This is a genomic window from Acinetobacter sp. 24-47-62 (assembly GCF_056779765.1).
Window position 1 is genome coordinate 131,699 of the sequence record NZ_JBWYIN010000009.1, and the last position, 22,437, is coordinate 154,135.

Genomic DNA, 22,437 nt, shown 5'->3' on the forward strand with positions numbered 1-22,437 from the left:
TAAAAAAAGCCCTTCAGTTGAAGGGCTTTTTTATTACTTTTCCCAAATAACTTCTTTATTTTGAGCAACCCAAGTTGGAATAAGGGCTTCGTACTTCGCCTCAATTTTATTACGCTTAATCTTCATAGTCGGCGTCAACATATCGTTATCCATCGTCCACAAATCCATAATGACCACAAAGAATGCAATTTTTTCATGTGGCTCAAGCTTTTCATTAATTTCATTCTTCAACTCAATTAATTTTGCTTCGATATCATCACGTTTATTATCTTGTTGCAATTTATTGCGAATTTCTTCCGCCAACATCACAAAGGCGATCGGCTGTTTATGGCTTGCACCACCAACACAGACAGATTCAATCATTTGGTTATTACCAATCTTTTGTTCAATTGGTACAGGCATTACATACTTACCTTTCTGAGTTTTAAAGATGTCCTTTACACGTCCAGTAATTTTTAGACGGCCAGTCGCATCAATTTCACCCATGTCACCTGTTCTTAAATAGCCATCCTCAGTCAAATCTTCAGCTGTTTTTTCTGGATTTTTGTAATAACCCAACATGGTTCCTGGGCTTCTGACTAAAATCTCACCATTTTCATCAATCTTGCAGTCTACTCGTGCTTGAACATGTCCGACATATCCACTCATATATTCACCCATACGTGTGATATGCGAGTATCCACAGTTTTCTGTCATTCCATAAACTTCAAGCAACTCTAAGCCCAAATTACGATACCATTTAATAATATCTACGGGTAAAGGTGCAGAACCCGTTAAAGCATAACGAACATGATTCAAACCCAATTTTGCCAAGAGTTTTTGCTTAATCTTATTGCCCAAGAATGGGATTTTAAACAACACGTTTTGTACATTAAGTGGAATTTTTTCATTAATCCCCAAATAAAATTTAGTCCATAAACGTGGCACAGAAAAGAAGATCGTTGGTTTTGCACGATTAAGATCTTCAATAAATGTATCTAATGAATTAGCAAAATAAACGGTAAAACCACAAATCATCACGGATGATTGAATAAATACACGCTCTGCAACATGAGCTAGCGGCAAGTAAGATAAAGCACGATCTTTTTCTGAAACACCAAACGTAGATTTCAGCTCACTCGCAGGTGAGAGCAAGGTCTTATAACTTTGCATAACGCCCTTAGGTAGACCTGTACTGCCCGAGGTATAAATAATGGTCGCAAGCTCATCCTCGTTTGGAAAATAAGGCTCACTGGTTGGTGCTGTTTTCGCAGTGATTTCATCCCATGTTGGCGCATTATAGTCAGGTGCCAATGGCAATTTAATACAATGCATATCTTGAGGGATGATTTGTTTCACATCGTTCCAACTGTCTCCAATACCATCCAATTTACCGATAAACAAAGCCTTAGTTTCACTATGATCTAGAACATATTTGGTTCCTTCACCATTGAGAGTCGTATATAAAGGAACCGACACATGACCTGCCATCCAAATTGCAAGATCTGCCATAATCCAATGCGCACTATTTTTACCAAAAATTGCAATCTGAGAACGACCAGGCAAATTCAAAGATTGTAAATAAGCAGCCATTTTTTTGACTTGACTGGCCACTTCTCCCCAAGTGTATTTAATCACCTGACCATTTGGTAAAGGCTGAACCAAGAAATCTTGGTTTGGCGATTTCTTTTCCCAATACATTAAATAGTGAATATGAGTCGGTAAAAACTCAAATTGGTTGTTGTTCTGATTTACTTCCATGTGTAATGACTCCCAATAACGCATCATTGTTGTTATGTAATGACTCATAACCGAAAGCTGATTTAATCGTTTTAAACTCGTCCTGAGTTCCTGATTGCCGAGTAAAAACTAAAGCTTTACGATTTAAATTTTCGAATTATTTTCTATTTTCTATCATGAATTCTGATCAAAATCCAACCATTATTTTGCTCAGTTTAATTGCGCTATATTTTTGATAAAATTGTAATTTAAGACCAATGTGTTGATGATTATCGCCAATGTACTTGGACAATGATTATCCTATAACTAAATCAAACTCATGGATAGAGATTGATCATTATGGCTCAGATTGCCACTATTTTACGTGCAAAAACTCAACTCATGGCTGTCAAAGCCCTCACCCTTGCAATCCCAGTATCACATCCTCTCGTATTTGCGGGTGAAGATTCATCAATGCAATTGTGTGGCAATATCGCTCAGCTCGGCATGAAAAAAGTGATGATTGTGACTGATGCAGTATTAGTCAAATTAGGTGTCATACAACCCATTCAAGATCAATTAAAGCACAATGGGATTGAAGTTGTTATTTTCTCTGATGTAAAACCTGATCCAACTTGTGAAATTGTCGAAAAATCTCTAGCACTGTTTAAAAATACCGGATGCGATAGCGTATTGGGTATAGGGGGTGGTTCGACGATTGATACAGCAAAAGTATTAGCGCTCGCAGCCGCAAACCATAAATCACCTAAACAACTTTTTGGAATTTTAAAAAGCCGTAAACCTGCATATCCATTGTTCGTGATTCCGACCACCGCCGGTACAGGTTCTGAAGTTACCATTGCCGCAGTTATTTCAGACAGTGAAACTCATATCAAAGGCTTAGTTATTGATCCCAAAGTCGTTCCATTAGCAACTGCTTTAGATCCCGTCATCATGAAAGGCATGCCACCTGCTATCACTGCTGACACTGGTATTGATGCCCTTACTCATGCAATTGAATCGTGGGTAAGCGGATTCGCCAACAAACAATCAGATTATTACGCCAGTGCAGCCATGAAATTGATCATGGAAAATTTAAAAACTGCATTTGAAGATGGTCAGAATATTGCAGCACGTGAAGCAATGGCGCTCGGTTCTCATTATGCTGGTTTGGCAATGAATAGTGCTGGAATTGGCTATGTACATGCTTTGGCGCATCAATTAGGGACTCAATATCAAATCCCACACGGACGCGCTAATGCTATTATCTTGCCTCATGTTCTAGAATTTAATCGTAAAGCATCAGAAAAACGCTTAGCACTAGCAGCGAAGAAAATTGGTTTAAGCTCGTCACACACTTCGGATGAACAAGCCGCAAATATTTTCATTCAAAGCGTAAAGCAATTACTTAAAGATTTGAAAATCAATACTGAGATTCCGAATTTAAAAAAGCAAGATTTCCCAGAGATGATTAAATCTGCTTTTACTGAAGCCCATGGAATTTATGCCGTACCAAAATACATGAATTATTCAGATGCTGAGCAAATTTTAAATCGACTTTAATGCCAATAAGGCACGAATAAAAGCTCAGTATACAATCGTGTCTACTGAGCTTTTTTAATTTGCGACAAGGAATGCCGCCATGTTAAAAAATTTAGATTCACTAAACCCTTTTATTCATGTCACGATTGAGAATAGAATCCTGACCATCAAAATTGATCACCCCGAGCAAAAAAATGCTTTAAATGGGGAAATGTACAATGACATTGCAAAAATATTGGATGCGGCAGATCAATCTCAACAAGTGAATGTTGTGATTTTACAGGGTAACGAACAGGATTTTACCGCAGGAAATGATCTGAAAGATTTTATGTCTGCCGCTCAAAAATATGTTGGTTTAGCCGCTGATGCTACACCACCCTTTGTCTTCCTAAAAGCGATCGCAAGATTTTCTAAACCTATTATTGCTGCGGTACGTGGCTGCACTATAGGCGTTGGCGTCACTATGCTATTTCACTGTGACATGGTATACGCCCACCCCGATACAGAATTTCAAATTCCATTTGTAAGTTTGGGATTATCTGTAGAGGGTGGCACCAGCCTTCTTTTCACTGAGTTGGCTGGTTATCATATGGCTGCCGAATTATTGCTCACAGGTCGAAAATTTTCAGCGGAAGAAGCGCTAAAATGTCGAATCATCAATCAGATTTGCGAGCAACCTGAACAATTAGCTTTACAGCGGGCTCAACAGATGAGTCAACTGCCAATGACCACGCTAAAAATTATTAAAAAACAAATTCGACCCGAGCAAGATCAAATTCAGAATTGTATTGTTCAGGAAGCTGAGGTTGTTGCAGAACGTTTAACATCGCCTGAAATGATTGAAGCCGTGATGGCTTTCTTACAAAAAAGAAAACCTGACTTCAATCAATTTCTGCAGTCCTAAAAAAGCACCCTAGGGTGCTTTTTTTTATTTTATGGCTTTACCACCACCAAGACTCGAATCGCTTCAGGCGTTACAGCTAAACCTTCTAAAAGGCTTAAGCCTTCTTTTTGAAGCTTCTGCAAACGTGCAATTTCATCTTCGCGAATACTTGGGTTAAATTGTTTCAAATAACTTAAACGATCAATTTCATATTGCCATTTATTGCTATAAATTTCTTTCGCTTGCTGTTTTAATTCAGGCAAAGCACCTTTTGCAATGTCTAAAGCTTGTGCATAACGTTGTTCAACGACATCACGACGTGCTTTCACCACTTGGCGACAACTATTACCGTCAAGATGATGTAAGTATGGTTTCAAAATATCTGGTGCAATTTTAGCTGATAAATCTTGGCCCTTTTCACTTAATAACACACGAATCAATTGTGTTGGTAAACTCGCTGGCAAGTTCAATGCTTTCGGTGCAATCACATCCACTTTGAACCACACCTCAACTAAAACTGAACCTTGTGGTAAAGCTGCAGACTTCAATAACGCCACATTGGTACTACCAAACGATTGCGTATTGATCATTTCCATGACACTTTCAGTGAAAGGATGCTCAAGCGTTATGTATTGCGCATCTTCACGGATCTGAGCCTGATCACGATAGAACGTCACGGTCATGCCATCCTCATCCAAAGTCAGACCTTGGACTTGCATTTGATCCGTAGGCTTAATAATCACCGTGCCATTACTTTGCTCATCAAAATCAATATTGGTTGACGCCATGAAGCGTTTCATAAACATTGGCAAAGTCGTATTGTCATCATACTCTTCAAGCGCTTGCACAATTTCTTGCGCAACCATTGGGCGACAAGAATTGTATTCCAATAAACGATCACGTCCTGCTTGTAGCTCTTGCTCTAAAGCTTCTCGTTGCACACTTACAGCTTCAAGCAAATCTTCAAACGCTTGACCTTTATCAGCCAACAAGCAATCTTTAAGATCAATAATAAAGTTTTCTTGTAAGGTTTGCGCGGTCGGAGAAATATTGCTGAAAATATTTAATGCTTCATTGTACCAACGGAACATACGCTCTTGTGCAGTGCCCACTAAATATGGCACATGAATCTGAATACGGTTTTCTTGACCAATACGATCAAGTCGACCAATACGCTGTTCAAGAACATCAGGGTTTGCTGGCAAATCAAATAGAATTAAATCTGAAGCAAACTGGAAGTTACGACCTTCTGAACCAATTTCTGAACACAATAAAATCTGAGCACCATAGGAATCTTCTGCAAAATAAGCAGCTGCTTGGTCACGCTCTAATAGACTCATGCCTTCATGGAACATTGCTGTACGAATCCCTGCATGGATACGTAATGCATTTTCTAAAGCTTCAACTACAGGCCCACTACGCGCAATCAGCAAGACTTTTTTATGCTTTAACTGAGTACGGAGCATTTCCATAATCCACGTTACACGCGGATCAGTTTCCATCCAAGCCCCGTCCAATTGCGCTTCTTCTGGCCACATTTGTTCACGAAGTTTACCATCCATCGACCATCCTTCTGGCGCAGGTAATGGTGCAGGCTGACAATCACGACCAGGGAAGCCTTGAATCGCTTCACGTGTATTACGGAATAGTACACGTCCCGTACCGTGACGATCTAACAATTCATGAATTGCACGGAAACGCTGTTCTGGCTCATCTTCAATCTTGTGACCCAGTAACTGCTCAATTGCTTGGAAATGATCAGCTTCAAGAGGTTGATCCGACATCAGCACTTCTGCAATTTGAGCTGTTTGCTGATATTTTTCCTCTTCATCTAAGAAACGATCAAGCGAACTAAAACGTTGCGGATCGAGTAAACGTAAACGGGCAAAATGAGACTCGACCCCTAACTGTTCAGGCGTTGCAGTCAGTAAAAGTACGCCTGCAGTTTTTTCAGCAAATTCTTCAACAAGGTCATAGCGGTCATTACCACCTTCTTCTTCTGACCACATCAAATGATGTGCTTCATCCACCACAAGCAAATCAAAACCTGCTTCGAGCGATTGCTCACGTAAATCTTCATGGTCGATCATGAGATCAACAGACGCAATGATGCACTGTTCAGTTAAGAACGGATTCAATTCTGGATCATGTTCTTTGATCGAAGCAGTACGCGTTAAATCAAATAGCGAGAAATTCAAATTGAAACGGCGACGCATTTCAATCATCCACTGATATTGCAGCGAATCAGGAACTAAAACGAGGATGCGTTCAGAACGTCCTGTTTTAAGTTGCTGGTGTATGATTAAACCTGCTTCAATAGTTTTACCTAGACCAACTTCATCCGCCAATAAGACACGTGGAGCAAAGCGCTTACCTACTTCATGCGCGATATAAAATTGGTGAGGAATCAATCCAACACGAGCCCCCACCATGCCACGTAATGGACTATTTTGCATATTAGCTTGCATTTGTAATGCTTCAATACGCAGGTCATACCATTCTTTATAATCAATTTGGCTTGCCAGTAAACGATCAAGTGGTTTAGACAATTGAATCGTCGCACCAACACGAGTTTCATTTAATGATTTACGTTCATCAGTACCATCTTGTAACTGACGAATTACGTTGTAACGAATAACGCCACCACACTCTTCTAATGATTCGACTTTCCAGACGATGCCCTCTTGGTCTTGAAGCTCATCATTCACATTGAACACAATTCGAGATAAAGGTGCGTTACTACGTGCATAGACACGGGTTTCGTCACTTTTAGGAAAGAGGATACTAATTGATCGTTCATTTACATCAATCAAAACCCCTAAACCTAACTCTGTCTCTGTGTCTGATAACCAACGTTGACCAATAGCAAACTGCTGCAATTTTTCCACCTTATCTCAAGTTAGGACTGAAAACTTATGCTCAAACAGGAGATGATTTGAGCAAAATTTAACGTCTATAAGCAATATATTTTGACATAAAGCCCACCAAAAAGTGAGCAATATTTAGCAACGATATACTTAATTGATCATAACCATAATTTCATCATGATCAGATCATAAAAATATTCGTATGCTGATTTTAAAATGTGTATTTAGAACGGCACTGGACAATGAAAGTTCAGTCGTTCACCGGTAACAGGATGATTGAAACTTAACTGCTCTGCATGCAAACAGAGTCGATCTTTCAAAGCTTGTTGCGCTGGTGTTGCATACAAAGTATCCCCTACGATGGGATGCCCTAAATGCTGCATGTGAACGCGAAGTTGATGTGCTCGACCTGTGATTGGCGTTAATTTTACGCGTGTCACCCACTGATCTTGAATTTGAAATTGTTCAACTGCTTCCCAATGCGTTAACGCTGCTTTATTGTGATGCGCATCTACGATATGCAATGGCGGACGCGATGGGTCGTAAATCACAGGAATATCTACAGTTCCTTGACCTTTTACACATCCCACGACTAGTGCTTGATAAGTTTTATCGGTTTCACGTTCTTGAAATTGGCGAGAGATCGATTTTTGACCTGTTTTACTGAGTCCAAACACCAATAAGCCGGATGTATCACGATCTAAACGATGAATCAGAAGCGTACGTGGTTCTTCTTGAAGAAGACGATTAATAACGCAATCTTGAAGGTCAGGCGTTTTGCCCGGAACAGAAAGTAATCCAGCTGGTTTGTGAATCACCATAAAATCTTGATCACGATGAATGAGATGTTCCTGAAGAAAATGACTCAAATTTCTATTCCTAGCAGATCGTGAAAACAAGGCGGCAATAATAGAAAGCTTAGCGATAAATTACAATCTTGAAATCGACAAACAGTGATGATTTTTCCGATATCTGATACAAATTAAATCAATCTGACGATTCAAATGAATTAAGTTTTGTTTGTGATATCTAGCTGTCTTTTCTCAGGATAGGAAGCAATTTAGAAAGTGTACAATTTTGCCCAAATGATTCAAAATCTATATGTGCGCCATTGGCTCTCCACAAGCCAATCAAACTCACCATTGCGACCGAATCTAAGCCATAGCGCCTTAAATCTTGAAATGGATCAATTTCTAAAATATCGAATTCAAGGTATTCAGCAATAGACAGTAATATACCCTTTTCAGAAAGAATAAATGAGGACGGCGCACTCAATTCCAGCATTCGAATCATGGCAGAGGTGTTCATATGATGAATACCTTGTTCTACACAGTTCTCAATCCACTGTAAATGTTGGCTCTTCGTTTCTACATGAACAGCATCGTTCACCACACAAATTTGAGGAGTAATCGAAATGATATGCTGTAAAAGTTGCTTTATAGGTGAATTGATCATGCCAGACACAATGAGTTGTTTCTTTTCTGCGAGTAATTCACCCAACTGCGCTACTTTAGAAAATGATTGCTGCTCTTCAATTTCAATCACTTCAATATCTAAAGCCTGAGCTTTTTTAATTAAGCGATTTAAATGAATTAATAATTCTTGATGTTGGTCATTGCTATATTCAGCTAAACGTTGAAATCCAAAAACCACCAAGACGCATTGTTCAGCTTCAATGGACCACTTTGCCAAACTCGCGCTGAGTTCAATTTTTTTGGGTGGTGTATAAAAATATGACATTGCCACTTTAATCAGCTAAAGCCAAGAAAACTTCTATGGCATGCAGCGCAATTTCAGCATCTTCAAAAGATTTAACACCTGAAACTCCCACGGCTCCCACCAATTGCCCTTGATAAATAATGGGTTCCGCACCTTCTAACATTCCCGACAATGAGTGAACAGTCAGAAAACCCAATTGCCCATCTTTGATCAGCTCTTCAAAAATTTGAGATGGGTGGCGGCTCAAAGCTGAACATTTTGCTTTTTCAGCTGACAAATTCGCAGTCATTGGAGAGGCACCATCCATGCGTTTCATTGCAAGTAAACTTCCAGTTTCATCTACAACAGAAATACTGACATTCAACTTTTTATCAATCGCATATTGTTGCGCACGCGTCAGTAAAAACTCCGCGTCTTCTAAAGTTAAATAATGTTTTAATTTCATTTCTATTTTAAGTCCGTGAATTTTATACGTGCAAAAAAGCCTACAGTATTTACACTGTAGGCTTATGTTAATAGATTTTCAAAAAAATTCTATTTTAAACGCGCAAATACATTCTTAGCTGCTTGAATAGTGAACGCAATATCCTCATCGGAATGCGCACTTGAGATAAAACCGGCTTCAAAAGCAGAAGGCGCTAAATTTACACCTTCATCCAACATGCCATGGAAGAATTTACGGAACATTTCAACATCGCATTTCAACATTGAATCAAAGCTTGTGATATCTTCTTGATCAGTGAAATACAATCCAAACATACCTCCAACCTGTTGAGTCTTAAATGGTATACCTGCTTCATCAGCGGCAGTCTGTAAACCAGTCAATAACTTTTCGAGCTGTGCGGTTAGATTTTCATAGAAACCTGGTTGACGAAGATGTTTAAACATCTCAATCCCAGCTCTCATTGCCAGCGGGTTACCTGATAAAGTTCCTGCTTGGTAAACTTTACCTAGAGGAGCAATACATTCCATCACTTCGCGCTTACCACCAAATGCGCCTACAGGAAGACCTGCACCAATAATTTTACCTAGCGTAGTTAAATCAGGTGTAACACCGTAGTGTGCTTGAGCTCCACCTAATCCAACACGGAATCCGGTCATCACTTCATCAATAATGAAGACTGAACCATGCTCATCACACACATCTCGAATGGCTTGCAAGAATCCATCAATTGGTTTAACCAAGTTCATGTTACCTGCAACAGGTTCAACAATAACACCCGCAATTTCGGAACCAAATTTAGCAAAGCATTCTTTTAAAGTCGTAATATCATTGTATGGAAGCGTCAAAGTATGTTTTGCAAAATCAGCAGGAACACCCGCCGATGTCGCCTCGCCTTCACCACTTGTGAGTAGACCAGAACCTGCTTTCACTAAAAGTGAGTCTGAGTGACCATGGTAACAGCCCTCAAACTTAACAATCTTGTCACGACCTGTATACCCACGTGCAAGACGAATCGCAGTCATTGTTGCTTCTGTCCCTGAGTTGGTCATACGTACCAATTCAATCGACGGCATAATTTCACAGATAATATCTGCCAATGTCGTTTCATGCACTGTAGGTGCACCAAAACTTAGACCATCAACAGCGGCGTCTTGAACAGCTTTAATAATCGCAGGGTGTGCATGTCCTAAAATCATTGGTCCCCATGAACCCACATAATCTACATAGCGTTTGCCATCTACATCATACAGGTAGGCACCTTGAGCTTTTTCAATAAATACCGGCGTACCGCCTACACCATTAAAAGCACGTACTGGAGAATTCACACCACCAGGAATATGTTTGCTGGCTTGTTTAAATAGTTGTTCTTGCTTAGGAGATAAACTCATGAAAATCACTCAACTCAAAAAAGTAAAAAATTTAAGCTTGTTTAGTAAATAGCTCTGACCAATCGTAAACACGTTGACCAACGGTTGACATAGACCGACCCAATACATCGCTAATAACAGCACAAAGATCTGCTCCGGCAGCAATCACTTCAGCACCATTTTCAACCGTCAAACCTCCAATCGCGCAAATAGGTACATTTAATTTTGCTTTTGCAGCTTTTAATGTTTCTAAACCAATATTACCTGCTTCAGGTTTGCTTTGTGTCGCATAAATTGCGCCAAATGCTACATAATTTGCGCCGTCTGCGATCGCTTGCTCAGCTAGTTCAATAGAATTATTACAACTACGTCCAATTATGACGTTTTTTGGCAATCTTTCCACAGCCTCTTGGATTGAACCATCATCTTGACCAAGATGCACACCCACGCCATATTTGACTGCGGCCTCTAAATCATCATTGATGACAAAAGGAACCTTATATTGATTACACATATTCTTCATGTATTCAATTTCATAAGCTTGATCTTCTTTCGCAACGTTTTTACGACGATACTGAAGTACTGCAACTTCATAAGTTGCCATCGCTCCTTCAAGCTTTGCTAATAGAAGTTCAATAGGATCATCGTTGGTGATTAAATACAAACCGCGCATAAAGAATAACTCTAGGCAAATACTAAAAATTTAAAACATTATAGGACAAAGCCTTGGAAGAACACATTGATAAAATGTAGAAATTAACAGGCTCTATTGTTGACTAAGCGTATTAAAGATATTGATTGAAATGAATTTGTGAAATTTAATCCAAGAAAAATTGGCTCCAATACGTTTGAATATATTCCATCTAGTTCTTCGAAAGACACACTTAAGTACATAAAGGAAATTTGCGAAAAAAGAGATATGTTGCCTGCGAAGGAGCCTATACCTGGCATTAGTTATAAACGAATCAGTATGAAAACACCTTTTGGCATGTTATGTACAGCAAATGACTAAGAGATTCCCTTTTAAGATTAGGAGGTAAATAAAATATTATTAAAAATCATAAATTTATGTATAAAAATAATAGTAAGGACTTAGTAAATGTAATTATTGAAAAGTAAATAACGATTTATCTAATTAAACCACTTTCAGTGAAAATTTTCTGACACGAGTAAAGAAAGTCAAATTGAATTTATTTGTTTTAAAGAAAATTTAGTAAATATTTATTTTGATTTTGAAGAAATTTCGGTAGTAGTAGATGGCAAAGACATTACGTCCGACTATCCAGTAAAGAAAATAGATAGCAGAAGAATATTTGAATTATACAAACCGCTTACATGTGTAAGGTGTAGTTAAAAAAGATGGTGTTGCACTTCAAATGCTAATCTAAGATTTATGAAAGAGATCTATATGTTCTAAAAAGTTCTTATTTGAAGAACAATACACCATATAATTGAATAATTCAGGATCTCAACGTAATATTATTTATATCCTAACCAATATTTATAGAAGAGAAAAATGGATCAATTAAAAAAAATAAATGATGATTTGCATCAAGCCGCTATATTATTAGACAGTATTCCTAGTAAGATTCAATCAGATCCATCACTAGAAAATAGAGAAAATATATTACTGATAGGAAAAGCTCTAAGTCATATTTTTGAACTCCAAAATAATATTTATAAAATTCGACCTGATTTAAAAAACTTAGGATGAGCTCTATTATGTTAAATAGTCGCATTTAATTATTTGATTCATCACTTAATCCATTCAATTCTATAAAAAAGTTATCATATGAGTTAATTATATCATTCATCATACGTCCTCTTTATTTATTCTATTGATGGCTCGCTCTAATTCATCATAATGATGAATACTCTAATCTGTAATAGTTTTTTTTAGTAATTGATTTGGGTGAAAAAAATAGTTTTCATACCAACATTTTTTGCACCTTCTATATCAGCTTTAAGATTGTCACCAATAAAAATACAATCAGAAGGTGAACAATTTAACTGGTAACAAGCATAAGCAAATATTTTTTTATCGGGCTTTCTTAAGTCAATCGCTTCTGAAACTATGATAGTCGAGAAATATTCGGTAAGACCTAAAGCATAAAAATTATGTTCCTGAAATGGGCTTTTTCCATTGGAGACTAACCCAATCTTATATCCCTTTTGATAAAGATCTGAAATGACTTTTTGGACGTCATCAAAACCAATTGAAAATTTATTGAAATCAGTAATGTAAGAATTAAGTAATTCATCAACAGTAAATTTTTTATATTAAAATATTTGATTAATTGACTGTAAACGATATCTTTCCAAACATTTCCATTATCATCCAATTCAATAAATTTTTTTATAAATGCATCTTTTAGTTCTTGTGGTACTAATTGGAAAAAATTTACTTGCCAACTTATAAAACGAATAAGTGACTCATTTCTATTCAAAATAGTTTGATCTAAATCAAACAGAAGTATGTTTCGCATTAAAAATACTCACTCTCATAATAAAAGTTCTATATATAGTTCATCTTCTTTTTTTCAGTATTATTTAAATTAACATAATATGTATTATATGTGGTTTATCAGAATAATACCGTTAACTCATCTAACTGAATACGTTAATTTTTTTATTTAATCCCAATATTTATAATTTGGATTTATTCATTGGATCTTAAGCCTTTCCAGCTATCATATAATCATATTTTTGTGTAGCATTCTTAAAACATTTCATGACAAAAAAAGCCCAGAATCTGCTGAGCTTTTTTAACAATATATAAATTTAGCTATCAATTTTATCAAATTTACGATCTTTCAAACTCAAGTTTCCGCGCAAAATATCCGATAACATTCTCCAGTCTGAAATAAAGCTATACAACGGTTGTTTAAAGCTTGCTGGCTTATTTTTTTCAAAAACAAAATGCCCCACCCACGCGCATGCGTAGCCTGAAACTAATCCGTAGACTAGATATTTAGCTTTACGCTGACGAATCGCTTGAGTAAAAAAATAAATACCGATTGAGCTACCTGCTGCATGTAAACGACGACTCATAATGCTGCGGTGTTCAGTCAAATAAAAACGATAAAATTCTGAGTAATTCTTGATGGGTAATTGTAATTTAGCTTCTTCTTGCGATGAAGACGGCTCTACATAAGCATTCATTGTTGTATTCCTGTCCTTTTTTTGACCACCTTAATTCAAAAAATTGCACTTGAAAAGCTTATCTTACAAATATTGTGATTAATCATTCATTCAAGTAAATGTAAGTGAATTGTCAAGATTGTGGTTCTAACTGAATCAGTTACAATCCCCTTAAATTAAAAGGCAATCAAATGTCTTACTTCTATGAAAATGATTGATCAATTAGGAAAATCACATGCTTGAAATTGAATTAAAGTTTCAGATCCCAGAAGCTCGACGAAATGCGATTTTAAAAGCAATCGATCCAAAAAAGTCTGAACTCATTCAAATGCAAGCAAAGTACTATGACACTCCTGATCGCCTACTCTCTCAGCATGGGATAGCCATTCGACAACGTCTTGAAAATACCAATTGGGTTCAAACCTTAAAAGCGACGAAAAGTAAAAGCCATTTACACCGTTTCGAACATAATCATGATTTAGGTAATCTTGAGGCTGCACCGAATTTAGATTTATCTATTTATTCAGATAATTCCAAAGCTTATGAGGTCTTAAATGACGCATTGAAAGGTGATTTTGACCAATTAGTCTTGCAGTTTGAAACAGACATTCAACGTACAGTTCGAGTGATTAGCTTTGAAGATGCTGAAATTGAAGTGTGTCTAGATATTGGCGTTGTACGATCAGGTGATCGAGAACATGAGATTCATGAAGTAGAGTTTGAACTCAAACAAGGAAAAGTTGAAACATTACTAGCGTTTAGTTTTGAGTGGGTCAAAAAATATCAACTTTGGCTAGATGTTCGAAGTAAAGCTGAGTTTGGTAATTTATTGGTTTCAAATTTAGTTGTAAGCCCAGCGCGAACTGAAAAAGAATGGATCGTTGCAAAAAAAGAAAGCGCAGAAAAAACGATTCGAATGATGATCGGTCATCATATGCAACATTTGCTGCCGAATATTGCTGCGATTTCTGCGGAAGTGGCTGAACAGGAACACATCGAACAAGCACATATTGCTTTGAACTATTTGTTTTTAAGTCTATCTATTTTTAAAGACTGGACATCAAAGAGCACAGATAAATGGGCACATCAGTTATCTGCATTTAAAAGTCATTTTGAAAACCTAAAACATTATGAGCATATGCAACACACCTTAGGCGCTATTCTGCAAAACCCTAAAACTGCTGAAATGCTAAGTAAAGATGTGCTCTACGCCCGAGAAAAATTAAATAACTTAGTCAAATCTACCCAAAACGTTCAACACTATCTTGAACTTTTGAGTTTTAGTTTAGGCAATTCCAAGAAGGTGCAAACCCAAGACCTCAAAACCTATGCTCAAAATACGCTTCAACAGCAGTATAAAGTTTTACAGGAATGTCTGAATGAAGCTGATCCTTCTAACTTTGAAAGTCTTGACCAATTGGCAATACATTTAAGTGAATTAAAATTCAGTTTCCCAGTCTTAACACAAATTTTTGATGTGAAAAATTTACAAAAATACGGCAAGGCGCTTAATGATGCACATTATGCAGCTGAACAATATCAAGTATTATCTTCCTCATCATCATACTTACAGCAAACAGAATTAGAAGCCAGTGACTGGTTCGCCTTAGGTTGGTTGACGGCAAAGCAAGAAATTTACGCTGAAAAACTTTTGGAAGCGACTGAACAATTCTTAGTAAGCCGAAAATTTATCAAGTCATAAAATTCAAGTCAGAACTTTTCGTAAGTGAGAAGTTCTGACTTAAAAATGATCCCAAGTTTGCATCGCCATGTGTACAACGCTTTCCAATTGTTCAAAAGTCGCCCCATCACGTGCTTGTAAGCTTAGTCCTTGTAAAATCGTCATATAATAATCTGTCATTGCCTGAATATTAGTTTGTGTACTAATTTCACCTGAGGCTTGAGCAGCTAATAATTTTTCTAGTAAATTCGATTTAGATAACTGTCTTTTTTGCGAAATTGATTGTTGTATTTGTTGATTTTGAATCGAACAGTTCATTGTCGACACGACCAACATACATCCTTTCGGTTTGTCTTTCTGCACCAGTCGTTTTAGATTTTCAATCAAATAAAGTTCCATTGCTAATTTTATGGAATGTGCATGTTTAAAAATCATTTCCATCGAGCATGATTCGTGCCTGAGATAATAGTCAATGCAACGATTAAAGAGCTCAGATTTATCACCATACGTACTATAAAGACTAGGTGCAGTAATTCCCATGGCGAATGTTAAATCACTCATTGAAGTGGCTTCATAACCGTATTTCCAAAATAGTGTCATGGCTTGTTCAAGTGCTTGTTCTTCATTAAAACACTTAGGACGTCCGCGCCCCTTAGATATTGATTTGGCACTATCCATTTGATTTATTGGCTTTGAACTTTCCTGCATATTCAACCCAATTAATTTTATAATGATCATTAATAAATTAATTGACCCAGATCTTAAATTCAAATATTTTATTTTTATAACAATCATTATGAAATTATTTTCAAGGAGCGTTGGTCAATGAAATCTGAATCTCATCTGACTGAAACCGCTGTTCATTCTCCATCTCCTACAGAAAATCAAGGTAATTGGTTTGCTGTTATTACACTTTCTATCACCGCTTTTATATTAGTGACCAGTGAGTTTCTCCCTATTGGTGTGCTCAATGCAATCGCACTAGATCTCAATATTTCTGTCGGTACTGCTGGCCTGTTCATTACCCTTCCAGGCGTAATGGGAGCTTTCGCAGCACCGCTTATCTCGGTCTGGGTGAAGCAACTTGATCGACGCTATTTATTAATCGCACTCACAGCGGTCATGGTCATTGCAAATTTCATTACGAGCTATTCAGAAAGTTTCAATTGGATTCTATTGAGTCGCTTTTTCTTGGTTATCGCGATAGGCGGATTCTGGGCAACTGCAATCGCCTTAAGTGGTCGTGTTGCACCTACTCACCTACCCATCGCCAAAGCAACAGCTATCGTCATGGCTGGCGTAACTCTGGCAACTGTGCTGGGTGTTCCGGTTGGAACATGGCTAAGTGAAATTTACGGTTGGCGTAATGCTTTTATGATCACCTCAGTGATTGGTGCCATTATTCTGTTATTTGAGATTAAATTCCTACCGAAATTACCGCCGACTTCAGCTATTCAATATAGTGATTTACCAGCATTGTTTCGAGATCCAAAAGCTCGTAAAGGGTTAATCATTGTTTTATTTATCGGATTAGCGCATTTTTCAACATACAGTTACTTGGCGCCATTCTATAAAAATGAAGCAGGATTTGATGGTTCAACCATCAGTTCATTACTTCTTATTTATGGAGCAGCAGGCTTCTTAGGCAATGCATTCTCTGGTTATAGCAGCAATATCAATGTCCGCTATACGCTTTTTGCTGTTGCATTGTGTCTAGCAATCGTATTCCTTACATTCCCGGTTTATGCCAAATTCTTACCTGGTGCATATATTCTTACAGCATTATGGGGTTTTGCTTTTGGTGCCTTTCCTACGACAGCCAATATTTGGATGTTTTTACATGCGCCACATGCGGTTGAAAAAGGGATGCCTCTTTTTGTCAGTATGTTCCAAATCATGATTGCAGCAGGCGCATTATTTGGTGGTTTTATGGTAGATCACTTCAATACCAGCACCTTAATTTACAGTGTATTGATTTTTATCTCTTTAGCTGTAATTGCTGTATTCACACATAGTCGAGGATTAAATAATCCTAAAGCTCAGCAATGTACATCAATTAATTGAGTTGAGTTGAGTTGAGTGTAATTTTTTACGCTCAATTCTTAAATAATTCTATGAAATATAAACTCATTTCGTTGAGTGAAATCAATTTATAAAATTAACGCACTCAATTCTCAACCATCATTCAAATCGATCAATGCACCAATTCGGTGACATTTGCACAAAAATAATGAATTTTTTCATGAAAAATCCGTTAATCACTCCTCAATATTATTAATTATACCTAAATTATATATTTATCATTATTTATTAGTTGGCATACAAAATGCATTCATTATGATGAGTCTATCGTTTAACGCTAGTTATTCGATTTACTTGAAAATAAAATCAAACACGAATGGTGAATACAATGAATAATTCAAATCCAACAACTTTAAAAGAACTTACATTAGATGAAATTGAAGCAGTATCTGGTGCAGGTTTAGTGACTAATTTGCTTGGTACTGTCGGCTCTCTTGTAGGATTAAAAGATCCTTTAGTGAAAATTGGCACTGGCGTAAATGAAACACTTAATGGAACAATTGATTCATTAGGATTAGGTGTATTAAAAGGCGTTGTAGACACGCTGGTTTAATTAAAAAAAAATTCCTATGATCAATAGATTTTTTAATCTTTCAAATCACTCATCAAAAGGCTCATGAATGAGCCTTTTGATTGATAACTTACAAGGTTTTTCACTTATGAGTTTCTATCATTTGATTGTTTAACTGACATCAAAATCTATCATCAAGTACATGAATCGTTGCTCGAGACTAAATTTTATCAAATAAATACATATTTTTAAAAATCGCTTTTTTTTGAATGATATTCATGCCAGAACAATCATCATTTAATCCTTATTGTTAAAATTTAGAATGATGTTGAAATCAATAATTTCATCAGCAATTTCTGTCGCCATACGTTCATGAGAAATCATAATAACCGTTTCAACTCGATCTTGAATAATTTTTAGAATTTTCGAACTTGTTTTCTCATCTAAGGCTGCTGTAGGTTCATCTAAGATCAGAAGCTTTGGTTGTTTTAGTAATGCACGAATGATGTTCAATCGTTGTTTTTCACCACCAGAAAAATTTTTATAAATTTCTTGTATATCATCGTCTAACTCAATTTGATTTTTTTCCAGCAAATGGAGTAAATCAAACTCTTTTAGCCAATGTTTAAGCTCCTCATCAGAATATTTGATCTCAGTATTTTGAATCAAATTTTGTCTTAATGAGGTTGAATATACGATCGGAGTTTGGCTGACCACAGCAATCTGATCAAATATCTTTTCTGAAAATACTGAAGTGATCTCTAAATTTCTAAAGAATAGTCGTCCAGATTTGATCTTTTCTATTCCAACCAAATAATTGAGGAAACTTGATTTTCCAATACCTGTTCGCCCCTGAATTAAATATATTTTTCCACACACGATGTCTAAATTAAAATTTTCAATCGTCTGCTGACCTAGATCAAATGTCGCATTTTGAAATGAATATGCCACCGCACTTTCTTTTTGTTCCTCAGCTGTTAGATCATTCGTACCGAATGACTCATGTTCCAATTCAAAATATTCTAGGTACTGATCAATAGCCACAATATGACCTTTCAAATGAATGATATTTTGAGACATCATCATTAAAGGAATGGTTAAACCTATAATATAGGTACTGACTAATACAAAATCACCTGAACTAAAACTTTGATATTCAAACATATAGACTGATAAAACCATGAATAGCAAAAGAAAAAATGACACAAATAACAGTTGATATATCATGAGATACTGAAGTTTTTTATAGGTATCCTGAGTCTTTATTTTATAGTCATCGATTCTGCGGCTAAACTCTTCAAATTCGTAATATTTCGAATGACTGAGTTTGATATCATAACTTTGTTGGAGTTTTTCAATCACAAATTGATTCAGTTGATTTCGAGCACCATACATAATCGTAAAGATATCTTGTGTCTTAAAGGTAATGATGAGCGATAAAGCAACTGTACAAGCTGAGAATACGAAAAAATACACACCAAATTCAAGATTGATCGTATTTCCGAGCACATACACCATACCTAAGATTTTAAATACCGTAGGTACAATGACAAAAAATATAGTAAAAATAATTGTACCAAGTGCTTCACTGCCACGAATTAGATTTGCATTAAATACACCGATATCTTGTTGACGTTGAGCTTTTAATTTCAAATCAAGAAAATTAAATACTCCAGCTTTAAGCATGGATGCATCAACATTTCTGATCATCATAGACATGGCAAAATTATTTACATTCTTCATCCCCTCATTGATAAACCAAGCGAGTGCATAAGCAACGGCGAATAAATAGAGTAGATGAATTTGAAAAAAGTCTCGAATCGAATAGTAATGATCAGGCTCACTAGTCTGGTCAATCAGCAGCTTAAACAAATACGGTAAACCAACACTCGTACCAATAATTAAAATTTGAAGTATGGCTAAAACGAAGAATACACTTAATCCATTTTCATCATGTTGACGGAATAACATCCACGCCTTTTTAAATTGTTTAATCTTTTCAGTCATCATTCTTTAAATTAGTTATTTTTTGTGATGACTATTTTAAACACTACTTATCAATAGGTTTTGATATTGATCGTAGAAGCTTTGTACTTATAAAGTAGCTAATCATTGATTCTAATGTCTAAAAACTAAGTTCAATCAGCTCAACTAACGATATTTACCATAAATACGCCACGTGTTGTTATCCGCCAATGGATCGCTATATGAGTCATTTCGTTGCTTACGTGGTTTATCGCGAGCATCAATCAACTCAAAATGAGGCTCAACACTTAAGACAATACCATTTACATAAAATCGTGTTCGCGTATATTCACTTTGTCCATGCTGAAATACATAAGTTCTTAAATCTATAAATTCGCGATGCGCAACTAATGCAGCAGTGTCATCATGATCTAACCAGCGACTCATTGCCAAAACTTGTTCAGGTTCAAACTGCCCACACTTATCTAACACACTGGCAATACCACGAAAAGTCTTTGATTCCTTTGCACGTGTTTTGTTAATGCGAATTCGGTCTACATGAAAATAAAACAGCGGTAAATTTAGATGACTCGGTAAATGAATGGCATCTAAAACCTCATCTTCCATAAAAGGTTGAAATAAATCTTGTGCCCTTTCGATTAGACCTGTCCACTGCTGGTAATAAGCAGTTACTTGCTCTTTGCTTCCATAATAAATGGGAAGACCTTCGACATTCGCAAGATCAACAGGTGGCCAAATATTCTGTCTCAGTAAGGCAATATCACTTTTTAAACTTTGAACTGCGATAGCATCTTGCATAGAAAAGCTCATAAAAAAATTACTTAGGCTATTTTTAGATTAAGTGAAAGGTTTAGTTTATGCAAGCCTTTGCCTATAATAGTGCTTGAATTAAGTTATTTATTAGGAACAATTCATGGTTCAAAAGATTCAAGCGACTGATGTCACTGAAGAAGAAGCATTGAATGCGATTTTCTTCGAACGTGCTGATGAATTTATTAAGCAAGCCAATGAATTTTGCCGTGTTGAAAAAGGTTCTACTGTTAAACCAGCCGATGCTCGTGGTCAAGTCAGTGCTGCGATGCTATTTGGTACTGCTCGTTTTAATACATGGGTTGCTGCCAATAACTTTAAAGATGGCAATGAAATGCGTGATGCTAAAGAACAAGTGATGTCTTATATCATGCAACAGTTTCATATGATGCTTGAAGATAATTATGACGAATACTGCGAACAGTTTGAGAACTACCTTCGCTTCCGTCGTAATGAAGAGTTCCATGCAAACAAACATGACCACGATCATTAAATAGATTTGCCTTGTGTGCATTGAGCCTCCTTTAGGGGGCTTTTTTAATGCTTAAACTCTAATATTCAAACGAAAATGCAATTCAAAAATTGATCAATTTCTCGTATGTTATTCATATTGATGACTCAACTAAGGATAGCGATGAATCAACTCAACTTTCCCATCGTCGATGCTCATATCCATCAATGGGATCCTTATCACACACCGCATGCTGCCGCTTTAGCTGTTAAGCTTTTTGGAAAACATCCAAAAATATTGGATAAAGTCGTTCGTCTCGTAAAACCTAAAGATTTAATAGAGACAGTAGGACTTACAGATTACATCACAGCACCCTATTTACCAGCGGATTACCACAAAGACATTGGACATTATACTGTGAGCCGTGTTGTACATGTCGAAGCCAGCTGGCATCATCAAAAAGGGACTGGCGTTGTAGAAGAAACGCAATTTATTCAACAGCTTCCTTTTTCTCAAGAAAACATCAAATTGGCTGGAATCGTTGCAACAGCTGATCCTCGCGAAAGCAATTTCAAAAAAATTCTTAAAATGCATAAAAGGGCATCTCCACATTTTCGTGGTATTCGAAAAATGGCTGCACATCATGAAGATCCTGGAATTCATGCATGGAACGACGACCCCCACCTCTACACTGATCGAAAATTTTTAAAAGGTTTTGAAGCCTTAGCCCAGTACAATTTAAGCTTCGATGCTTGGGTTTATTCTAGCCAGCTTAAAGATGTTATTGCTTTGGCAAAACGTTTTCCTGAGACTTCGATTGTCTTAGACCATTTGGGCACACCAGCAGGTTTATTCGGCCCAGTAGGGAAACACACAGGAATTACCCAAACTGCGCGAGACAATATCTATTTCCACTGGAAAGAAGATCTTGCAGAATTAGCTCAATGTCCGAATGTATATACAAAAATGTCTGGACTGTTCATGCCAGTTTTGGGTCATCAATTTCATACACGACGAACACTAGCATCTAAACAACAAATCATTGAATTGGTCTCTCCTATGATTAATCATGCTTTACAATGTTTTGGACCTTATCGTGTCATGTTTGCATCCAACTTTCCAATGGACAAAGTGAGCACATCACTCACAAATATCATTGATGCCTTTAGCGACATAGTCGCTGCCTATAATTCAGAAGTTGTTGAACAGATATTTTGTAAAAATGCGCAGCAATTTTATAAGCTTTGAAAAAAA

19 protein-coding genes and 1 pseudogene are annotated in these 22,437 nt (G+C 36.7%); 8 read left to right on the forward strand and 12 right to left on the reverse strand.

The window, feature by feature from the left end; translation table 11 throughout:
* Positions 1-33: 33 nt before the first annotated feature.
* Positions 34-1,740: an AMP-binding protein gene (locus tag AC1M87_RS08790; protein ID WP_035267149.1), complete on the reverse strand. Its 1,707-nt coding sequence runs from the start codon at positions 1,738-1,740 to the stop codon at positions 34-36.
* A 318-nt stretch (positions 1,741-2,058) separates the two neighbouring features.
* Here AC1M87_RS08790 and AC1M87_RS08795 point away from each other — a divergent pair, with 318 nt between their 5' ends.
* Both AC1M87_RS08795 and AC1M87_RS08800 read left to right on the forward strand, forming a co-directional pair.
* The gene (locus AC1M87_RS08795; RefSeq protein ID WP_092767103.1) at positions 2,059-3,261 is read left to right on the forward strand and encodes an iron-containing alcohol dehydrogenase; all 1,203 of its coding nucleotides are present in this window, start codon (positions 2,059-2,061) and stop codon (positions 3,259-3,261) included.
* A 79-nt stretch (positions 3,262-3,340) separates the two neighbouring features.
* Positions 3,341-4,144 carry an enoyl-CoA hydratase-related protein gene (locus AC1M87_RS08800; RefSeq protein WP_481593475.1) on the forward strand — a complete coding sequence of 268 codons (804 nt, stop codon included), beginning with the start codon at positions 3,341-3,343 and terminating at the stop codon, positions 4,142-4,144.
* 29 nt (positions 4,145-4,173) lie between these two features.
* On the opposite strand, the gene rapA is transcribed toward AC1M87_RS08800, so the two are convergent.
* The 6 genes from rapA to thiE form a co-directional block, all read right to left on the reverse strand.
* Complete coding sequence (gene rapA, locus AC1M87_RS08805; protein ID WP_481593476.1) at positions 4,174-7,011, reverse strand: RNA polymerase-associated protein RapA; 2,838 nt, start codon at positions 7,009-7,011, stop codon at positions 4,174-4,176.
* A 203-nt stretch (positions 7,012-7,214) separates the two neighbouring features.
* Positions 7,215-7,859 carry an RluA family pseudouridine synthase gene (locus AC1M87_RS08810; RefSeq protein WP_180028829.1) on the reverse strand — a complete coding sequence of 215 codons (645 nt, stop codon included), beginning with the start codon at positions 7,857-7,859 and terminating at the stop codon, positions 7,215-7,217.
* A 160-nt stretch (positions 7,860-8,019) separates the two neighbouring features.
* Positions 8,020-8,736, reverse strand: coding sequence for an acyl carrier protein (locus AC1M87_RS08815; protein ID WP_481593477.1), 717 nt, complete (start codon positions 8,734-8,736; stop codon positions 8,020-8,022).
* A gap of 1 nt (position 8,737) precedes the next feature.
* On the reverse strand, positions 8,738-9,154 hold the full coding sequence (locus AC1M87_RS08820) for a GlcG/HbpS family heme-binding protein (protein ID WP_481593478.1): 417 nt from the start codon (positions 9,152-9,154) through the stop codon (positions 8,738-8,740).
* Between the two features lie 89 nt (positions 9,155-9,243).
* Entirely contained in the window at positions 9,244-10,542 is a 1,299-nt protein-coding gene (hemL, locus tag AC1M87_RS08825; protein ID WP_481593479.1) for a glutamate-1-semialdehyde 2,1-aminomutase, read from the reverse strand.
* A gap of 31 nt (positions 10,543-10,573) precedes the next feature.
* A complete protein-coding gene (gene thiE / locus AC1M87_RS08830) occupies positions 10,574-11,194 on the reverse strand; it encodes a thiamine phosphate synthase (RefSeq protein ID WP_481593480.1) in 621 nt (206 codons plus the stop codon).
* An 843-nt stretch (positions 11,195-12,037) separates the two neighbouring features.
* Between thiE and AC1M87_RS08835 the strand changes: the two genes are divergently transcribed.
* On the forward strand, positions 12,038-12,235 hold the full coding sequence (locus tag AC1M87_RS08835; RefSeq protein ID WP_481588997.1) for a hypothetical protein: 198 nt from the start codon (positions 12,038-12,040) through the stop codon (positions 12,233-12,235).
* Between the two features lie 162 nt (positions 12,236-12,397).
* On the opposite strand, the pseudogene AC1M87_RS08840 reads toward AC1M87_RS08835, so the two are convergent.
* Both AC1M87_RS08840 and AC1M87_RS08845 read right to left on the reverse strand, forming a co-directional pair.
* Positions 12,398-13,007, reverse strand: a pseudogene (locus AC1M87_RS08840) (HAD family hydrolase).
* 295 nt (positions 13,008-13,302) lie between these two features.
* The gene (locus AC1M87_RS08845) at positions 13,303-13,683 is read right to left on the reverse strand and encodes an Mpo1-like protein (protein ID WP_035268687.1); all 381 of its coding nucleotides are present in this window, start codon (positions 13,681-13,683) and stop codon (positions 13,303-13,305) included.
* 214 nt (positions 13,684-13,897) lie between these two features.
* Between AC1M87_RS08845 and AC1M87_RS08850 the strand changes: the two genes are divergently transcribed.
* Positions 13,898-15,364, forward strand: a complete 1,467-nt coding sequence (locus tag AC1M87_RS08850) for a CYTH domain-containing protein (protein ID WP_481593481.1) — start codon at positions 13,898-13,900, stop codon at positions 15,362-15,364.
* A 39-nt stretch (positions 15,365-15,403) separates the two neighbouring features.
* Here the strand turns inward: AC1M87_RS08850 and AC1M87_RS08855 are convergent, their stop codons facing one another.
* Positions 15,404-16,051 (reverse strand): TetR/AcrR family transcriptional regulator, encoded by a 648-nt coding sequence (locus tag AC1M87_RS08855; RefSeq protein ID WP_481593482.1) that lies wholly within the window; start codon positions 16,049-16,051, stop codon positions 15,404-15,406.
* Positions 16,052-16,168: 117 nt separating this feature from the next.
* Between AC1M87_RS08855 and AC1M87_RS08860 the strand changes: the two genes are divergently transcribed.
* Complete coding sequence (locus tag AC1M87_RS08860) at positions 16,169-17,407, forward strand: MFS transporter (RefSeq protein ID WP_481593483.1); 1,239 nt, start codon at positions 16,169-16,171, stop codon at positions 17,405-17,407.
* Positions 17,408-17,753: 346 nt separating this feature from the next.
* Positions 17,754-17,978 carry a hypothetical protein gene (locus AC1M87_RS08865; protein WP_092767121.1) on the forward strand — a complete coding sequence of 75 codons (225 nt, stop codon included), beginning with the start codon at positions 17,754-17,756 and terminating at the stop codon, positions 17,976-17,978.
* Positions 17,979-18,233: 255 nt separating this feature from the next.
* On the opposite strand, the gene AC1M87_RS08870 is transcribed toward AC1M87_RS08865, so the two are convergent.
* Complete coding sequence (locus AC1M87_RS08870; protein ID WP_481593484.1) at positions 18,234-19,943, reverse strand: ATP-binding cassette domain-containing protein; 1,710 nt, start codon at positions 19,941-19,943, stop codon at positions 18,234-18,236.
* A 144-nt stretch (positions 19,944-20,087) separates the two neighbouring features.
* Positions 20,088-20,720 (reverse strand): hypothetical protein, encoded by a 633-nt coding sequence (locus AC1M87_RS08875; RefSeq protein ID WP_481593485.1) that lies wholly within the window; start codon positions 20,718-20,720, stop codon positions 20,088-20,090.
* A 115-nt stretch (positions 20,721-20,835) separates the two neighbouring features.
* Between AC1M87_RS08875 and AC1M87_RS08880 the strand changes: the two genes are divergently transcribed.
* Both AC1M87_RS08880 and AC1M87_RS08885 read left to right on the forward strand, forming a co-directional pair.
* Entirely contained in the window at positions 20,836-21,225 is a 390-nt protein-coding gene (locus AC1M87_RS08880; protein WP_481586410.1) for a DUF3144 domain-containing protein, read from the forward strand.
* A 141-nt stretch (positions 21,226-21,366) separates the two neighbouring features.
* Positions 21,367-22,431 carry an amidohydrolase family protein gene (locus AC1M87_RS08885; RefSeq protein WP_481593486.1) on the forward strand — a complete coding sequence of 355 codons (1,065 nt, stop codon included), beginning with the start codon at positions 21,367-21,369 and terminating at the stop codon, positions 22,429-22,431.
* Positions 22,432-22,437: the final 6 nt, after the last annotated feature.